Genomic DNA, 16,937 nt, shown 5'->3' on the forward strand with positions numbered 1-16,937 from the left:
GAATCGAGGAGCGGAGCTACGCGGGTACGGTCAGAGCGCGGTACCGGTCCCTGCGGGCCCGGTGCTGGCCCGCAGGGAGATCGGCGGGGCGAGGAGGTGGTGCCGCGGCGACGCGTCGGGATGGTCGAGGCGCTCCACCAGCAGGTCGACGGCGCGCCGACCCATTTCCTCCGCCGGTACGTCGGCGGCGGTGAGCTGCGGGGTCACCGTCTCCGCCCACCGGCCGGCCACGACTCCGGTAACGGAGAAATCGCGCGGCACATGACGGCCCGCCTCGGTGAGCCCCCGGTAAAGCCCGCCCAGCGCGGCCTCGTTCAGCGTGACCAGACCGGTGGTGGCCGGCTCGTCGTGCAGGATCTTTTCCAGGCAGGCCTGGCCGGATGCGGCGTCGTCCCCGCAGCTGTACGTCCGCACGGTCAGACCGCGCTCGGCCGCGGCCTTGGTGAAGCCGTCCAGGCCGCGGTGCGCGGACTCGTACCCGGCCCGCAACAGCTGTTCGGGCCGGTTCACGAAGGCGACCCTGCGGTGGCCGAGGTCCGCCAGGTGGTGCACGCACGCCGCGGTCAGCGCGGTGTGGTCCAGCCCCACCCACCAGCCGCCCTCCGGGTGGGCGGTACGGCCGATGGCGACCGAGGGAAAGCCCAGTTCCGCCAGGTGGTCGACCCGGTCGTCCGCCAGCCTGATCTCCATCAGGATCGCACCGTCGACCCGTCGCTCCCCCAGCAGCCGTTGGAAAGAACGGTCGCTGTCCACACCGCTCGGCGACAGAAGTACGTCGTAGTCGTAGGCCGCCGCGGCCTCCACCACACTGCCGATGAAATCCAGCTGCATCCCGGTGTAGTGGTTGCCCGCCGGCGGGAAGACCAACCCGATCGTGTTGGTGCGGCCGTTGGCAAGGGCCCGGGCGCTCGCGTTCGGGCGGTAGCCCAACTCGTCGATGACCTGCTGGATCTTCCGGCGCGTGTCGTCCGAGACCGGGCGCTTGCCGCTGAGCGCGTACGAAACGGTGCTCCGCGAGACACCGGCCTGCCGGGCGATCTCACCGATGTTCACGCTGGCTCCTGGCCCGAACCGGTTCGACTTCTCGGTGGAGAGAGTACTCATCGGCTCATGAGAGTGGGTGGTGGACGTGACGCGGATCCGATCGTCGAACCGGTTCGCGTGAAGTGAAGGTAGGAACAGCGGCATCGACTGTCAACGCCCCCGACGAGACTTTCATATCTGGTAGAAGGTTCGGTTCTCTTTCCAGTCGGGGGATCGATGGCCAGGATTCCGCAGTGCCAGCTTCCCCGAACCGGTTCGATGACGTGATCCTTCCGGCGACCGCAGGGCGTTCCGCTCCTCCGTGGGAACCGAGCGGCCCACCCTCCCGCCGGCCGGACGACTTCTCCTGCTGCGGCGGGCTCTCGATCGAACCGGCTCGACATTTCGTCCGGCGGAAAGTGACGGTCCGGCAGTTGTTCCATCGGTTCGCGAGGCGCGGCTGCCGCTGCGGGACGACGTCGGGGCAGGGAGCGATGACGGGACCACCGGCTATCCGGGGGCGGCGATGCCCTCGGTGGCGTCGGGGTCGTTGACGAGGCCGGACCAGACCGGGCCGGCGCCTGCGGTGCGGGCGGCGGCGGCGGCGGAAGGCTGGACGACGATCACGTTGGCGTGTTCGCACACGTCGAGGCAGTCCGAGCCGCGAGCGGGTACCACCTCGGCCAGGCGCGCGTGCCGTCGGTCGGGATGCACGCCGAAAAGACATCTCCTGCCAGGAGGAGGCGGGGCTCGGCACCCTCGTGCCTGGCGAGGCCGAACGCGACGACGTGGACCAGTACTTCGCCGAGCAGTTGACGGGATACCTCGCGACGCAGCACGACTGGGTGCACTCCTACGGCAGCCACTGCGTCCGTCCGCCGATCCTGGTCCGCGACATCTGCCGCCCTGAGCCGATGACCGTGCGCTGGACGACGTGTGCCCAGTCGCTCACATCGGGCCCGGTCAACGGCGTGCTCACCGGACCGGTCACCGTGCTCGCCTGGTTCTTTCGTCCGCGGCAACCAGTCCCTCGGCGACACCGCCCGCAAGGTCGGCCTTGCCCCGCGCGACGAGATGGGCGACCCAGAAGCCTCCGGGATCTTGAGTGATCCAGGTCGACGGGCCCGCGCCGTGCGTGACGCTCGCGCTGCGGGCCACCGATCGACCGGCCTACTGGGCATGGGCCACCAGGGCGTTCCGGCTCAACCAGCGGAGTTGGGTCGCACACCCAGATCCACACCCACATGTGCCACGCCCAGTTCGGCGACCTCGTCCGGGCCATCGACAACCTCGACGCCGACGTCATCAGCCTTGATGCGGCCCGCTCGCACAGGTGACGCCCCGACGGGCACCCACCGGTCAGCCCGGGGCGCGCGGACGCGCTCTGATCGGCTTACTGCCGCACACCCTGGCGCGCACCGGCGCGGCCGCCGACCGGTGCGGGCGCAACAGACATCCCATCACAGGTTCATCATATTGATGGGATGGATCTGTCATCGACATCCCATGATACGGCCCTCGATTCGACGTTCTAGTGGATTCTCCGGCGCCTTCACCCCGCCTCTAGACAACCCAGTTAGGCCCGGCCTATAAACATCCCATCTCTCAGCCAGCGACACCCAACCGTCGCATCGGCGTAACAACCCCGCTCCGGGACCAGCGCGAGGAAGTACCCATGAGACTCAGAACCGCACTCAGCTCCACCGCGTCCGTCGCCTGTGCGCTGACGCTGCTCAGCGCGTGCAGCAGCGGCTCCGGCACCTCCGCCTCGTCGAGCGACAAGCCGCTCGTGGGCGTGGACTACCCTCGGTCGGACACCGACTTCTGGAACTCGTACATCAAGTACACGCCCGACTTCGCGAAGCAGCTCGGCCTGTCCCTCAAGACCACGAACTCCCAGAACGACGTCGCCAAGCTCACCGCCGACGCGCAGACGTTCATCAGCCAGGGCGTCAAGGGCATCGCGATGGCGCCGCAGGACACCGCCGCGATCGCGCCGACCCTGGCCCAGCTGGAGGCGAAGAAGATACCCGTCGTCACCGTCGACACCCGTCCCGACAGTGGCAGGGTGTTCATGGTGGTGCGGGCCGACAACCGCGCCTACGGCGAGAAGGCCTGCCAGTTCCTCGGCACGAAGCTCGGCGGCAAGGGCAAAGTCGTCATGTTGGAGGGCGGCCTCGACTCGATCAACGGCCGTGACCGCACCGAGGCGTTCAACGACTGCATGAGGAAGAGCTACCCCGGCATCAAGGTGCTCGGCGAGGCCACGAACTGGGACGGCGCGGTCGCCGCGCAGAAGCTGCAGACGGACCTGACCGCCAACCCGGATGTCAAGGGCGTCTACATGGAGTCCAGCTTCGCCCTGTCCGGCACGCTGCAGGTACTCAAGCAAAAGGGCCTGCTGGTAGATCCGAAGGACGGGAAGCACGTCTTCATCGTGTCCAACGACGGCATCCCCGAGGAGCTCAAGGACATCGCCGCCGGCAAGATCGACGCCACCGTCTCCCAGCCCGCCGACCTCTACGCCAAGTACGCCCTGTACTACCTCAAGGCCGCGATCGACGGGAAGACGTTCAAGCCGGGCAAGACCGACCACGACAGCACGATCATCCAGGTCCGTGACGGTCTGCTGGAGGACCAGCTCGCTGCTCCCCTGGTCACCGTCGACGGCGGCACTTACGGCGGCGTCCCCAGCGTCAAGAGCGACGACACGTCGCTCTGGGGCAACCACCTCGGCTGACCTGCCTTTTCAGGGTCCCAACGGCTATCGAGAGCAAGGCGGTTGAGATGAGCGACGGGGAGCGTCCTGTCACCCCCGCGCCCGCCCCGGCGGACGACGGGCGGGCCCCCGCGGCCCCGCCCGTCGTCGAGGCGACGGGCATAGTCAAACGATTCGGTCCGACGGTCGCCCTGAACGGCGCACGGATCACCATCAGGTCCGGCGAGACCCACGCACTCGTCGGCCGCAACGGGGCCGGGAAGTCGACCCTCGTGTCCGTCCTGACGGGCCTGCACGCCCCCGACGAGGGGACGGTCACCTTCGGCGGCGACCCCGCACCACGGCTCAGCGACCGCGACGCCTGGCGCCGACGCGCTGCCTGCGTCTACCAGAAGTCGACGATCATCCCCACGCTGACCGTCGCCGAGAACCTCTTCCTGAACCGGCACCACCACGGCCCCCACCGGCTCATCAGCTGGACCGGCGTACGCCGCCGGGCCGAGGAGCTGCTGTCGGCCTGGTCGGTGGACGTCGACCCGCAGTCCCCGGCCGGCGACCTCAGCGTCGAGCAGCGCCAGTTCGTCGAGATCGCCCGGGCGCTGTCCTTCGGGGCCCGGTTCATCATCCTCGACGAACCCACCGCGCAGCTCGACGCGGCGGCGATCAACCGGCTCTTCGACCGTATCCGCGACCTGCAACGCCAGGGCGTGACCTTCCTGTTCATCAGTCATCACCTGCAGGAGGTCTACGAGATCTGCGACATGGTGACGGTGTTCCGCGACGCGGCGCACATCGTGACCGCGCCGGTCGCGGAACTGCCCCGCACCGAGCTGGTCGCCGCCATGACTGGTGAGACCGCGGCCGACCGTCGCCAGGAGCGCGTCGGCAGCCTGGACGAGAGCACCGCGCCCGCGCTGTCCGTGCGCGGCCTGGGCAGCGACGACACCTACACCGACGTCACCTTCCAGGTGGGCGCCGGGGAGATCGTCGGCCTCGCGGGCGCCGCCGCCAGCGGACGTACGGAGGTCGCCGAGACCGTCGTAGGACTGCGCGCCGCGGCGACCGGGGACCTGGAGATCGCCGGGCGCCGGCCCCGGCCGGGCAGCGTGCCCGACGCCCTCGCGGCCGGCGCCGGGTTCGTTCCGCAGGACCGGCACCACCAGGGTTTCGTGCCCGACATGTCGATCGCCGACAACGCGACCCTGTCCGTACCGAAGCGGCTCGGGAAGAACGGCTTCCTCAGCCGCGGACGGCGCGACCGGCTGGCCGAGGGCATGATCGCGAACCTGGCCATCAAGACCTCCGGACCGCGGCTGCCCGTCTCCGCCCTGTCCGGCGGCAACCAGCAGAAGGTCGTCATGGCGCGCGCACTGGCCGACGACCCCCGCCTTCTGGTCCTCATCAACCCGACCGCCGGCGTGGACGTGCGCTCCAAGGAGTTCCTCCTCGGCAAGGTCGAGGAGACCGCCGAGTCCGGCACCGGAGTGCTCATCGCCTCCGACGAACTCGACGACCTGCGCATGTGCGACCGGATCCTGGTGATGTTCCAGGGCCGCATCACGACCGAGATACCACGCGGCTGGCACGACCACGACCTCGTGGCCGCGATGGAAGGAGTGGATCTGCATGCCTGAAGTAATCCCTGAAACCGTCCTCGCGGACGCCGCCGCCCAGGCCGTCGAACCCAAGCAGAAGCGCACCGCGCTGATCGGCGGCCGCATCCCCCTCGCCCGGCTGCGCGACCTGGCGCTTGTCCCGGCGATCGTCGTCATCGCGATCGTCGGCCAGATCGTCAACCCGGTCTTCCTACAGGCCGACAACCTCATCAACGTCCTGCAGACCATGTCCGAGATGGCCCTGCTGGTCCTCGCCCAGACGATGATCCTGATCGTCAAGAAGATGGACCTGTCCCTGGAATCCACCATGGGCCTGGCGCCGGGCGTCGCGGCCTGGCTGGTCGTCCCGGCCGGCGCCGGGCACGGACTCGGCCTGCTCCCCGGCGCCTGGTCCATCCCCATCACCCTCGCCGGGGGCGCGCTCGTCGGCGTCGTCAACGCGCTGCTGATCATCCGCTTCGGCCTCAACGGCTTCATCGTCACGCTCGGTATGCTGATCGTGCTGCGCGGCATCCTCACCGGCATCTCCGGCGGGCAGACCTTCTTCCAGCTGCCGCAGTCGATGCTCTATCCCGGCACCGCCGAATGGTTCGGCATGCCCGCCTCCATCTGGATCTGCCTGGCCCTGTTCGCCATCGCGATCGTGGTGCTCGGCTGGACCAGCTTCGGCCGCTCCCTGTACGCCATCGGCGGCAACGTCGACGCCGCGAAAGCGGCCGGCATCCGCACCGACCGGGTCCTGTGGATCGTCATCGTCACCGGCAGCGTGCTCGCCGCCCTCGCCGGACTCATGCTCTCCGGACGCCTCGCCTCGGTCGCCTCCGCGCAGGGCAACGGCTACATCTTCACCGTCTTCGCCGCCGCCGTCATCGGAGGCATCAGCCTCAACGGCGGCAAGGGCACCATGTTCGGCGCGTTCTGCGGCATCCTGCTGCTCTTCATGATCCAGAACGTGCTCACGCTGGCCGGTGTCCCCGCCCAGTGGATCGGCGCCCTCAACGGCCTGATCATCCTGGTCGCCCTCGCCATCTCCCGCATCACAGGCGGCAAGGTCCAGGAGTGACCCGGGCGGCCCACCGGCCGCCCTGCCTCCGCCGCGTTCACGACTCGTCGCAGGGGACCCATCTCCTCTGCCCCTGACAGGAGTTGCCGCCATGTCCTCCCCCCTGCCCCCGTCAGCCCGCATCATCGCCCTGGACGTCCTGGACGTGCGGTTCCCGACCTCCGAACACCTCGACGGCTCGGACGCCATGAACCCCGAGCCCGACTACTCCGCCGCCTACGTGGTCCTGCGCACCGACGCGGGCGACGGGCTGGAGGGCCACGCCCTGGCCTTCACCACCGGACGCGGCAACGACGCCCAGGCCGCCGCCATCGCCACCCTCGCCCCACACGTGGTCGGCCTGTCCGTGGAACAGGTCTGCTCCGACCTCGGCGCCTTCTCCCGCTCCCTGGTCCACGACCCCCAACTGCGCTGGCTGGGGCCGGAGAAGGGCGCCATCCACATGGCGACCGGAGCGGTCGTCAACGCCGCCTGGGACCTCGCCGCCAAGCGGGCGGGCAAGCCGGTGTGGCGCCTCCTGGCCGAGATGTCGCCGCAGGAGCTGGTCGCCCAGGTCGACTTCCGCTGGCTGTCCGACGCCCTCACACCCGAGCAGGCGCTCGAGATCCTGCGCCGGGCCGAGCCCGGCCGTGAGCGCCGCATCAGCCACCTCCTCGGTGAGGGCTACCCCGCCTACACCACCACCCCCGGCTGGCTCGGCTACTCCGACGAGAAGCTGGCCCGGCTGTCCCACGAGGCCGTCGCGGCAGGCTTCACGCAGATCAAGCTGAAGGTGGGCGCCGACCTGCAGGACGACATACGGCGCCTGCGTACGGCCCGCGAGACCGTCGGCCCGGACATCCGGATCGCCGTCGACGCCAACCAGAGATGGGACGTCCAGCCCGCCATCGACTGGATGCGGGCCCTGGCGCCCTACCACCCCTACTGGATCGAGGAGCCCACCTCCCCCGACGACATCCTCGGCCACGCCACCGTCCGCAAGGCACTCAGCCCCATCAAGGTCGCCACCGGCGAACACATCGCCAATCGCGTCGTGTTCAAGCAGCTGCTGCAGGCCGGCGCGGTCGACATCGTGCAGATCGACTCCGCCCGCGTCGGCGGCGTCAACGAGAACATCGCCATCCTGCTGCTGGCCGCGAAGTTCGGCGTGCCCGTCTGCCCGCACGCCGGCGGCGTCGGCCTGTGCGAGATGGTGCAGCACCTGTCGATGTTCGACTACGTCGCCGTCTCCGGCACCACCGAGGACCGGGTCATCGAGTACGTCGACCACCTGCACGAGCACTTCGTCGACCCGGTCCGCATCGTCGGCGGCCACTACCTCGCCCCGACGCTTCCCGGACTGAGCGCGCAGATGCACCCCGCCTCCCTCAAGGAGTACAGCTATCCCGACGGCCCGGTCTGGTCCGCCCGTGTCTGAACAGCTACGCCTGGTCGACGCCCACCACCACGTGTGGGACCTGGACCACCGGCCCCAGGCCTGGCTCGACGAACCCGGCCACGAGCCGATCCGCCGCAACCACGGCATCGAGGACCTGCGACGGGCCGCCGACCGGCCCCTGGCGGGACACCGGCTGACGAGCACGGTGGTCGTCCAGTGCGTCACCTCCGTCGAGGAGACGGCGGAACTGCTCGACCTCGCCGCCCAGACCCCCATGGTCGGCACGGTGGTCGGCTGGGCGGACCTGACCTCCCCCGCGATCGGCGACGTACTCGACGAACTGCGCTCCAGGCCCGGGGGCGGGTATCTGCGGGCCCTGCGCCACCTGGTGCAGAGCGAGTCCGACCCGCAGTGGCTGCAGCAGCCGTCCGTCGAGCGGGGCCTGCGCGCCGTACAGGACCGCGGCCTCGGCTACGACGTCCTCATCCGCAGCCACCAGTTCGACCAGGCGATCCGCCTCGCCCAGCGCATCCCGGGCCTCCCGCTCGTGCTGGACCACGCGGGCAAACCACCCATCGGTCAGCCCACGTTCCCCGACTGGGCGCGCAAGCTGCGCGTGCTGGCAGGCCACCCCCAGGTGCGGTGCAAGGTCTCCGGACTGATCTCCGAGGCCGAGCAGGACACGTGGACGCTCGACGACATCCGCCCGGTCTGGGACACCCTGCTGAGCGCCTTCGGCCCCGAGCGGCTGATGTTCGGCTCCGACTGGCCCGTCTGCGTCCTCGGCGGAGGCTGGGCCCGCTGGGCCGCCACCGTCGAACAACTGCTGAACGGCTGCTCCCCGCACGAGAGGCAGGCGGTGCTCTGCGACACGGCGACCGCCTTCTACCAGCTGTCCGACCACGCGAACGACACGTACGACAAGTAAGGAGAGGACTGCGTGCTGCTGACCGAACTGCTGCACCCCGGCATCCTCGAAGCACTCGCCGGAGCCGGGCACGGCGCCCGTGTCCTGCTCGCCGACGGCCACTATCCCGCCAGTACCGCCGCCGGTGAACGAGCCAGAACCGTCCACCTCAATCTGGCACCCGGCACCCTCGACGTCACCACCGTGCTGGACGTGCTGCTGCGCGCCCTGCCCGTGGAGTCGGCACAGGTGATGGTGCCGCCCGAGGGAGAGCCGGAGCCCGCGGCCATCACCGAGTACCGCTCCCGACTGGCACCGGTGCCCGTCGACCCACTCGGCCGCTGCGCGTTCTACGACGCCGCCCGCTCCCCCGACCTGGCCCTCGCCGTCGTCACCGGCGACACCCGTACCTACGCCAACCTGCTGCTGACCATCGGCGTCCGCGCGGAAGGGACCCTGACCCCACGATGACTCTCGCCGTCCGATACACCTCGGCCCGCACCCTGGACACCGCCCCCGCCACCGTCTCCGAGCCCGGCCCCGGCGAGGTGGAACTCGCCCCCGCCTACGTCGGCATCTGCGGAACCGACCTGCACATCTTCCACGGCGACATGGACGCCCGGGTCGCCGCACCCGCCGTGCTCGGACACGAGATGGCCGGCCGGATCGTCCGCGTCGGCCCCGGCGTCGAGGGCTGGCAGCCCGGCGACGCGGTGACCGTGATGCCCCTGCGCTGGGACGGGACCTGCCCCGCCTGCAAGGCCGGCCACGAGCACATCTGCCAGCACCTCGACTTCCTCGGCATCGACTCCCCCGGCGCCATGCAGCAGCGCTGGACCGTGCCCGCCTCCACCCTCGTCCGCCTGCCCGCCACCCTGCCCCTGGACCAGGCCGCCCTCGTAGAACCAACCGCGGTGGCGGTGCACGACGTGGGCCGGGCGGCGGTGAAGGACGGGGAGAAGGTCGTCGTGGTCGGCGGCGGCCCTGTCGGCATCCTCATCGCCCTGGTCGCGCGCGCCGCCGGCGCCGAGGTGCGCGTAGTCGAACTCAACGCCCACCGCAGGCTGCTCGCCGAGGAGTTGGGCCTGCGCGCGTGGGACCCGGCCGCCACCGACGTCACCAAACTCGTCCAGCAGTGGACGGCCGAGGCGGGAGCGGACGTCGCCTTCGAGGTCTCCGGCGCGGCGGGCGGCGTGGACACCGCCGTCGACGTCCTCGGCGTGCGCGGCCGGTTGTGCCTGGTCGCCATCCACCCACGGCCCCGCGAGATCAACCTGCACCACTTCTTCTGGCGCGAACTCACCCTCGTCGGTGCCCGGTTGTACGACCGCGGCGACTTCGAGCGGGCCGTCGCCCTGGTCGCCGACGGCACGATCCCCGCCCAGCGCCTGATCACCAAGATCACGCCGCTGACCGAAGCACCGGCCGCCTTCGAGGCGCTGGAGAGCGGCGGAGACGTGATGAAGATCCTCGTGGACTGCACCGACGACACCCAGGGAGCGGCCGTATGAGCGCCTTCGACCTCACCGGAAAGCTCGCCGTCGTCACCGGCGCCCGCCGCGGCATCGGCCGGGCGATGGCCCGCGCGCTCGCCCAGGCCGGCGCCGACGTGATCGGCGTCAGCGCCCACCTGGAGGAGTCCGGCAGCCAGGTGGAGAAGGACGTCCTGGCCGCCGGGCGCACCTTCGAGGCGATCCGCACCGACTTCGCCGACCCCGCCGCCGTACGCGCCCTGGGCGACGACCTCGCCGGGCGCGAGCGCCCTGTGGACATCCTCATCAACAACGCGGGCACCATCCGCCGCACCCCTGCCGTCCAACACAGCGACGCGGACTGGGAGTTGGTCCTGCAGGTCAATCTCACCGCGCAGTTCGCGCTCACCCGGGCCGTGGGCGCCACCATGGTGGCCCGCGGACACGGCAAGGTCGTCTTCACCGCCTCCCTGCTCAGCTACCAGGGCGGCATCACCGTCCCCGGCTACACCGCCGCCAAGCACGGCATCGCCGGACTCACCAAGGCACTGGCCAACGAATGGGCGCCGCACGGCGTCAACGTCAACGCCATCGCCCCCGGCTACATCGCCACGGATAACACCCAAGCCCTCCAGGACGACCCGGCCCGCAGCAAGGCCATCCTGGAGCGCATCCCCGCGGGACGCTGGGGCACCGCCGACGACCTCGCCGGCGCCACCGTCTTCCTCGCCTCCCCCGCCTCCGACTACATCCACGGCACCACCCTGCCCGTCGACGGCGGATGGCTGGGCCGATGACCGCCGACCTGGCGTCCGTACTCGCGGGGTCGCGTCTCCTGCCCGTGCTCACCGTGCCGTCCGTCGCGAGTGCCGGCCCCCTGGCCGACGCACTCGCGGCGGGCGGCGTCCGCTGCGCGGAGGTCACCTTCCGCACGCCGGACGCCGAGCGGGTCGTGAAGGCGATGGCGGCGCACGGCGCTCTGACCGTCGGCGCCGGCACCGTGCTCACCGCCGAGCAGGCGGAACGGGCCGTGGCGGCAGGGGCCCGCTTTCTCGTCTCGCCCGGCTGCGACGACGACGTCATCGACAAGGCACGCGAGTTGGGAGTTCCGATCGCGCCGGGCGTGGCGACGGCGACCGAGTTGATGCGCGCGTTGAACGCGGGCCTCGACACCGTCAAGCTGTTCCCCGCCGAACCACTCGGCGGCACCGGCATGCTCCGCGCACTCGCGGCACCCTTCCCGCAGGCGCGCTTCGTCCCGACCGGCGGCATCGGCCCCGACCAGCTGACCCATCCGTCGGTCCTCGCCGTGGGCGGAAGCTGGATCGCCACCCCCGGCCACCTCGAGCGCGGCGAGTACGACGAGATCCGGCGGCTGACCGCCGAGGCATGGGAAAGGACGGCACCGTGACCGACGTGATCGCCCTGGGCGAGGTCATGCTGCGCTTCGACCCCGGCGAGGGCAGGATCCGCACCGCCCGCACCTTCCAGGTCTGGGAGGGCGGCGGCGAGTACAACGTCGTACGCGGACTGCGCCGCTGCTTCGGCCTGCGCAGCGCCGTCGTCACCGCCCTCGCCGACAACGCGGTCGGCCGACTCGTGGAGGACCTGATTCTCCAAGGCGGCGTCGACACCTCGCACATCCGCTGGGTCGCGGCGGACGGCATGGGGCGCACGGCCCGCAACGGCCTGAACTTCGTCGAGCGCGGATTCGGCATCCGCGGCGCGCTGGGAGTGAGCGACCGCGCGAACACCGCCGTCTCCCAGCTGCGCAAGGGGGACATCGACTGGGACGCGGTGTTCTCGGCCAGCGCGCGCTGGTTCCACACCGGCGGCGTCTTCGCCGGACTGTCCGACACCACCGCCGACGTCGCCGACGAGGCCCTGGCGACCGCCCGCCGCCACGGTGTCACCGTCTCCTACGACCCCAACTACCGGCCCAGCCTCTGGGACGGCCGGGGCGGGGCGGACCGGGCTCGCGAGACCGACCTGCGCCTGGCCCGGCACGCTGACGTCGTCGTGGGTGCGCTCGGACTCGCGGGCCCGCGCCCGGGCTCCGTACGGCTGACCGACGACGAGGTACCCGACGCACTCACCGCGGTCGCGTCCCAGTTGCCGCAGGCGACGGTGCTGGCGACGACCCTGCGCAAGGTGCCCTCGGCCGGGGTCAACGACTGGACCTCGCTGGGCCGGTCACCCGAGACCGGGCTGGTCAGCGGCCCCCGCATGCCCGGCCTGCACGTCCTGGACCGCATCGGCTCCGGCGACGGCTTCGCCGCGGGCCTCGTCTACGCCCTGCTCACCGGCGCAGGCCTGGAACGCGCCCTCGCCTACGGCACCGCTCACGGCGCCCTCACCATGACCACGCCCGGTGATGTCTCCATGGCCACCCTCGCCGAGGTCGAGGCGCTCCTCACGGGCGCCACGGCACACGTCCGACGCTGAACGACCCTCCCAGGAGCACCCCTTGCGCCGCCGTACGATCCCCAACACCGCCGTCCAGGTCACCGAGCTCGGCTTCGGCGCCTCCGTCCTCGGCAATCTCTACCGCACCACCACCGCCGGGGACGCGGCAGCGGCCCTCGACACAGCCTGGGACGCGGGCATCCGCTACTTCGACACCGCCCCGCACTACGGCCTGGGCCTGTCCGAACGCCGCCTGGGTGCCGCCCTGCGCACCCGCGCCCGTGACCAGTACGTCGTCTCCTCCAAGGCCGGACGCCTCCTCGTCACCAACGAGAACCCCCGCGGTGTCGACACCGAAGGCTTCGTCGTCCGCGACGACCTGCGCCGCCAGTGGGACTTCAGCCGCGACGGCATCCTGCGCTCCCTCGACGACACCCTCGCCCGCACCGGCCTGGACCGCCTCGACATCGTCTACCTCCACGACCCCGACGACCACTGGCAACAGGCCTCCTGTGAAGCCATGGCCGCCCTCGCCGAGCTGCGCGACCAAGACGTCATCGGCGCGATCGGCGCCGGCATGAACCAGTCGGCCATGCTCGCCCGCTTCCTGCGCGAGACCGCCGCCGACGTGGTCATGCTGGCCGGCCGCTACACCCTGCTCGACCAGTCGGCCCTGGACGACGTCCTGCCCGCCGCTCAGGAACACGGCAAGGGCGTAGTCGCCGCCGGCGTCTTCAACTCCGGCCTGCTCTCGCGAGACCGGCCCACCGAAGGCATGAAGTACGACTATCAGGCCGCCCCGCCCGAACTCGTCGACCGTGCCCGTGCCATCGCCGAGGTCTGCGAGGCCCACGGCACCACCCTGCCTGCTGCCGCCATCGCCTTCCCCCTCACCCACCCCAGCGTCATCAACGTCACCCTCGGCATGCGCGACCCCGAACAGGTCCGGCGCAACGTGCGACTGCACCAGCGGCGGATCCCCCAGGACCTCTGGCACGATCTGCGTGACCGGGGAATCCTCCGCCCCGACACACCCCTCGCGGACGGCGCGGGCGTTCCGGCGCCCGGCGAGAGGATCTGACCGTGTCCCTCACCGACAGGGCCATCACCCAGATCCGCGAACTCATCGCGTCCGGTGCTCTGCCTCCGGGCACGAAGCTGCCCCCGGAGCCCGAGCTGGCCGCCCAGCTCGGGCTCTCCCGCAACCTCGCGCGCGAGGCGGTCAAGGCGCTGGCCGTGGCGCGCGTGCTGGAGATCCGACGGGGCGACGGCACGTATGTCACCAGCCTGCAGCCGAGCCTGCTTCTGGAGGGCGTCGGTGGCGCGGTGGAACTGCTCCAGGGCGACCCCGGTGCCGTACTGGACATCATGGAGGTGCGGCGGCTGCTCGAGCCCGCCGCCACCGCGCTGGCCGTCGCCCGGCTGTCGGACGACGGACTGGCCGAGGTGAAGCGGCATCTGGACGCCATGCGCTCGGCGCGCGACGACGTGGAGCGGCTCAACGCGCATGATGTGGCGTTCCACCGCGCCATCGTGGACATCACCGGCAATGAAACACTGATCACCCTGCTGGAGGGCATCTCGGGCCGCACCTTGCGCGCCCGGATCTGGCGCGGTCTGGTGGACACCCGCGCGGCGTCCCGTACCCTCACGGAGCACGAGGCGATCTACGCGGCCCTGGCAGCACGTGACGCCGTTCTGAGCCACGCCGCGGCACTGGTGCACGTCAACAGCACCGAGCAGTGGCTGCGGGAACACCTGGAGTCCACGGAGTTCCTGCCCGTGCCGTGATCCCAGGCATGAGACGGGAGCGCCCGCACCGCCGCCACAGCGAGCGAGTGGATGCCCGGACGGTTCTCCGCCCGGGCATCCACTCGGTTCACCGGTTTCTCCGCCCTGTCACTGGGCGGTGAAGGTCCCCAGGAGGTTGGTGCTGTTGCCGTAGGTCCACTGCTTGGTGACAAAGCCGGAGGCCACGCTCCCACCGCCGTCCGGGACCAGTCGGGTGGCCCGGTTGGCGATGGTGCGCATGCCTTCGCCGCGGCGGGTGACCGTCCACTGCTTGGTTGTTGTTGCCGTTCCAGGCCGCCTGCCGGGCCGTGGAGCCGTCGGACGTGGCACCCCAGTTGTCGGCGGCCATGCCATGATCCGGTTGATCAGCTCGTAGTAGCCGCCGCCGACCTCCACGAGCTGCCACTGGAGGTTGGAGCTGCCGTCCCACGTGTACTGCTTCAGGCTGGACCCCGAGGCGAGGTTCCCGCCGCGGGCCAGGGCCAGACCGTCGGTGACGTTGGTGATGCGGAAGTAGGCGGACGGATCGAGCTGCACCGTCAGGGAGGTGATCTGGTCGTTCTGGCCGGTGACCCTGAGGCCGGGGTTGTCGGCGGTGAAGGTCCAGGACGTGCCGGTGAAGTAGTCGCCGCTGTAGTCGACGATCTGAATCCCGGCCGCCGGCCTCACAGAGCAGACGCTCCGGGCGTTTCGCCCGGTCAGCGCCAGGTGGTCCGCCGTGTAGTTGCCCCGGTCGAGCACCGCGTGGTTCGCGGAGTAGTTGACATCCTGGTAGACGACGGCGCCGGCCGCAGGGCGATCGGACCGGAGAAGCTGAGCTTGAGGACAGAGGTGCCCGCGCTGAACGGCGCCGAGGAGGGCAGCGTCACCGTCAGCCCGGAGGAGTCCCGCGTCGGTGCGGCCAGGTTGATACAGGTACCGGCCGTCGAGTCGAGCAGCTTCACCGAAGTGAGCGACGACAGACTGATGCGGTCCGAACTCAAAATCCTGATCCTCAATGAACTGCCGGGCCAGCCCAGGACCGTGGCGTACAACGCGGTGCCCGCCTTGTTGCGGGTGCAGCGGATGTCCTGCGCGGTGCCGACGAGTGGGACGAAGAACGCGCCGCCGCCCATCCGAGTCGGGCCCTCGCCATATTCCGTCCAGGCCCGCGTCACGTACATCGGCTCCCCGAAGCGCTTCAGGTAGTCGCCGATGCCGAGCAGAAGGTCCTTCTGCTCCTGACGGATCGAGCCATCGGCCATCGGCGCGATGTTCAGCAGCATGTTGCCGTTCTTGCTGACCCGGCCGATCAGGGAGTGCAGCATCTGCTGGATGCTGTAGTAACCGATGTCCTGGATGTAGCACCAACTGAGCTGGAGATGCTGTCGTCGGTCAGCCAGTACGGCGCGGTCAGGTCTGCCGGGCCGCCGCGCTCGCAGTCGAAGACCTCGCCGTGGCCGTTGAACCCGTCCTTGTAGGTGGCAACGACCTCTTTGCCCCAGGAGTCGGCCTGGTCGTAGTAGTACGACAGGAAGTTCAGGCGCTGCGTCTCGTCGACGGCGTCCAGCTTGAAGTCCTGCCAGAGAATGTCCGGCCGGGCGCGGTCGACGACCTCCCTGAGCTTGTCGTACCAGAGCTGGTTCTCCGCGGTGGCGCCCAGATGCCCGCAGAGCTTCTTCAGACTGGGGTCGGTCTGGGCGGGCACGTGGTCATAGAAGCCGTTGAAGTGGTAGGCGTGGTACATCGCCACCAGCAGCTTCAGGTTCTTGGCGCGGATCGCCGTGGTGAACAGGTTCAGCAGGTCGAGCTTGGGGCCCTTGGCGACCGAGTTCCACTCGTTGACCTCGGAGTCCCACATGGAGTACCCGTCGTGGTACTCCGCGACCGGTCCCGCGTACTCGGCTCCGGCGTCGACGAACAGCTGGGCCCACTCGTCGGAGCCGAAGTCCCCTCCGGCGGACTTGAGTCTGGGCGCGAACTGGTTGAGGCGGCCCGCCTTGTCGTTCGCTCCGTTGATGAAGTCGTGGAACGGCCATACAGAGGGGTCGCCGTAGGTCGCGACGCGATGCAGTTGGCATGGCTCCCGCTGATGTACATATTGCGGGGACACCACTCGCTGTCGTAGGCGGGGACACTGAAGGCGCCCCAGTGGAAGTAGATGCCGAACTTGGCGTCCTGGAACCACTCCGGGGCGGGCGGGTGCTGGTTCACCGGACTCCATGCGGGTGTGTAGGTGCTGGGGCCGCCTGGGCGGATCCGACGCCGAACATCCCCCCGCGGCGGTCACGCAGCCGGCGCCGCCCAGGAACTGACGTCTCTTGATCGAACTGGGCATGGGGCATCCCTGTGACGGACGGAGGCAGAGAGGCGAGATCGGCGCGACGGACACCACCCGCTGCGTCGGCTGTCACGGAAGAAGGTCCGCCATGTGTCCTCGCCATGCCAACGGGCATGCAGGATGAAAAAGCCTCCCCTCTGCCGTTTTTTATCGGTGTGCATATTTTTTGATTATTTATTAATCGGCAAGCATAGAATGTCCCCGGGGTGGGAGCTGCGACACCGCCAGCCCGTCGCGCCCCG

At 70.1% G+C, this 16,937-nt stretch carries 13 protein-coding genes and 3 pseudogenes; 13 read left to right on the forward strand and 3 right to left on the reverse strand.

Annotated features, from left to right (window positions below):
• Positions 1-30 precede the first annotated feature (30 nt).
• Positions 31-1,053, reverse strand: a complete 1,023-nt coding sequence (locus tag ACZ4O3_RS41250; RefSeq protein ID WP_467727555.1) for a LacI family DNA-binding transcriptional regulator — start codon at positions 1,051-1,053, stop codon at positions 31-33.
• Positions 1,054-1,495: 442 nt separating this feature from the next.
• A pseudogene (locus ACZ4O3_RS41255) lies at positions 1,496-1,737 on the reverse strand (hypothetical protein); the annotation flags it as partial.
• 11 nt (positions 1,738-1,748) lie between these two features.
• Here ACZ4O3_RS41255 and ACZ4O3_RS41260 point away from each other — a divergent pair.
• The 13 genes and pseudogenes from ACZ4O3_RS41260 to ACZ4O3_RS41320 all read left to right on the forward strand — a co-directional run.
• A pseudogene (locus ACZ4O3_RS41260) lies at positions 1,749-2,354 on the forward strand (5-methyltetrahydropteroyltriglutamate--homocysteine S-methyltransferase); the annotation flags it as partial.
• A gap of 344 nt (positions 2,355-2,698) precedes the next feature.
• Positions 2,699-3,763, forward strand: a complete 1,065-nt coding sequence (locus ACZ4O3_RS41265) for a sugar ABC transporter substrate-binding protein (protein WP_467727484.1) — start codon at positions 2,699-2,701, stop codon at positions 3,761-3,763.
• A gap of 47 nt (positions 3,764-3,810) precedes the next feature.
• Positions 3,811-5,376 carry a sugar ABC transporter ATP-binding protein gene (locus ACZ4O3_RS41270; RefSeq protein ID WP_467727486.1) on the forward strand — a complete coding sequence of 522 codons (1,566 nt, stop codon included), beginning with the start codon at positions 3,811-3,813 and terminating at the stop codon, positions 5,374-5,376.
• A 4-nt stretch (positions 5,377-5,380) separates the two neighbouring features.
• Positions 5,381-6,421 carry an ABC transporter permease gene (locus tag ACZ4O3_RS41275; protein ID WP_467727556.1) on the forward strand — a complete coding sequence of 347 codons (1,041 nt, stop codon included), beginning with the start codon at positions 5,381-5,383 and terminating at the stop codon, positions 6,419-6,421.
• 91 nt (positions 6,422-6,512) lie between these two features.
• Positions 6,513-7,838: an L-fuconate dehydratase gene (locus ACZ4O3_RS41280; RefSeq protein WP_467727487.1), complete on the forward strand. Its 1,326-nt coding sequence runs from the start codon at positions 6,513-6,515 to the stop codon at positions 7,836-7,838.
• Positions 7,831-8,727 (forward strand): amidohydrolase family protein, encoded by an 897-nt coding sequence (locus tag ACZ4O3_RS41285; RefSeq protein ID WP_467727489.1) that lies wholly within the window; start codon positions 7,831-7,833, stop codon positions 8,725-8,727. Before ACZ4O3_RS41280 ends, ACZ4O3_RS41285 begins: the two co-directional genes overlap by 8 nt.
• Positions 8,728-8,739: 12 nt before the next feature.
• A complete protein-coding gene (locus tag ACZ4O3_RS41290) occupies positions 8,740-9,177 on the forward strand; it encodes an RbsD/FucU domain-containing protein (protein WP_467727491.1) in 438 nt (145 codons plus the stop codon).
• Positions 9,174-10,217: a zinc-dependent alcohol dehydrogenase gene (locus ACZ4O3_RS41295; RefSeq protein ID WP_467727493.1), complete on the forward strand. Its 1,044-nt coding sequence runs from the start codon at positions 9,174-9,176 to the stop codon at positions 10,215-10,217. The genes ACZ4O3_RS41290 and ACZ4O3_RS41295 overlap by 4 nt, the downstream gene beginning before the upstream one ends.
• Positions 10,214-10,975, forward strand: a complete 762-nt coding sequence (locus tag ACZ4O3_RS41300; RefSeq protein WP_467727495.1) for an SDR family oxidoreductase — start codon at positions 10,214-10,216, stop codon at positions 10,973-10,975. The genes ACZ4O3_RS41295 and ACZ4O3_RS41300 overlap by 4 nt, the downstream gene beginning before the upstream one ends.
• Positions 10,972-11,589 (forward strand): bifunctional 4-hydroxy-2-oxoglutarate aldolase/2-dehydro-3-deoxy-phosphogluconate aldolase, encoded by a 618-nt coding sequence (locus ACZ4O3_RS41305; RefSeq protein WP_467727496.1) that lies wholly within the window; start codon positions 10,972-10,974, stop codon positions 11,587-11,589. Before ACZ4O3_RS41300 ends, ACZ4O3_RS41305 begins: the two co-directional genes overlap by 4 nt.
• The gene (locus ACZ4O3_RS41310) at positions 11,586-12,623 is read left to right on the forward strand and encodes a PfkB family carbohydrate kinase (RefSeq protein ID WP_467727498.1); all 1,038 of its coding nucleotides are present in this window, start codon (positions 11,586-11,588) and stop codon (positions 12,621-12,623) included. The genes ACZ4O3_RS41305 and ACZ4O3_RS41310 overlap by 4 nt, the downstream gene beginning before the upstream one ends.
• 22 nt (positions 12,624-12,645) lie before the next feature.
• Complete coding sequence (locus ACZ4O3_RS41315) at positions 12,646-13,665, forward strand: aldo/keto reductase (protein ID WP_467727500.1); 1,020 nt, start codon at positions 12,646-12,648, stop codon at positions 13,663-13,665.
• Positions 13,666-13,667: 2 nt separating this feature from the next.
• Positions 13,668-14,375: a FadR/GntR family transcriptional regulator gene (locus ACZ4O3_RS41320; RefSeq protein ID WP_467727502.1), complete on the forward strand. Its 708-nt coding sequence runs from the start codon at positions 13,668-13,670 to the stop codon at positions 14,373-14,375.
• Positions 14,376-14,483: 108 nt separating this feature from the next.
• On the opposite strand, the pseudogene ACZ4O3_RS41325 reads toward ACZ4O3_RS41320, so the two are convergent.
• Positions 14,484-16,692, reverse strand: a pseudogene (locus tag ACZ4O3_RS41325) (alpha-L-fucosidase).
• Between the last annotated feature and the right edge of the window lie 245 nt (positions 16,693-16,937).

Source organism: Streptomyces sp. NPDC026515 (assembly GCF_055567595.1).

Excerpts from the sequence above, each read along its gene's own strand:
- ACZ4O3_RS41300 (WP_467727495.1), top strand. The coding sequence starts at position 10,214 with ATGAGCGCCTTCGACCTCACCGGAAAGCTCGCCGTCGTCACCGGCGCC.
- ACZ4O3_RS41280 (WP_467727487.1), top strand. The coding sequence starts at position 6,513 with ATGTCCTCCCCCCTGCCCCCGTCAGCCCGCATCATCGCCCTGGACGTC.
- ACZ4O3_RS41270 (WP_467727486.1), top strand. The coding sequence starts at position 3,811 with ATGAGCGACGGGGAGCGTCCTGTCACCCCCGCGCCCGCCCCGGCGGAC.
- ACZ4O3_RS41305 (WP_467727496.1), top strand. The coding sequence starts at position 10,972 with ATGACCGCCGACCTGGCGTCCGTACTCGCGGGGTCGCGTCTCCTGCCC.
- ACZ4O3_RS41295 (WP_467727493.1), top strand. The coding sequence starts at position 9,174 with ATGACTCTCGCCGTCCGATACACCTCGGCCCGCACCCTGGACACCGCC.
- ACZ4O3_RS41265 (WP_467727484.1), top strand. The coding sequence starts at position 2,699 with ATGAGACTCAGAACCGCACTCAGCTCCACCGCGTCCGTCGCCTGTGCG.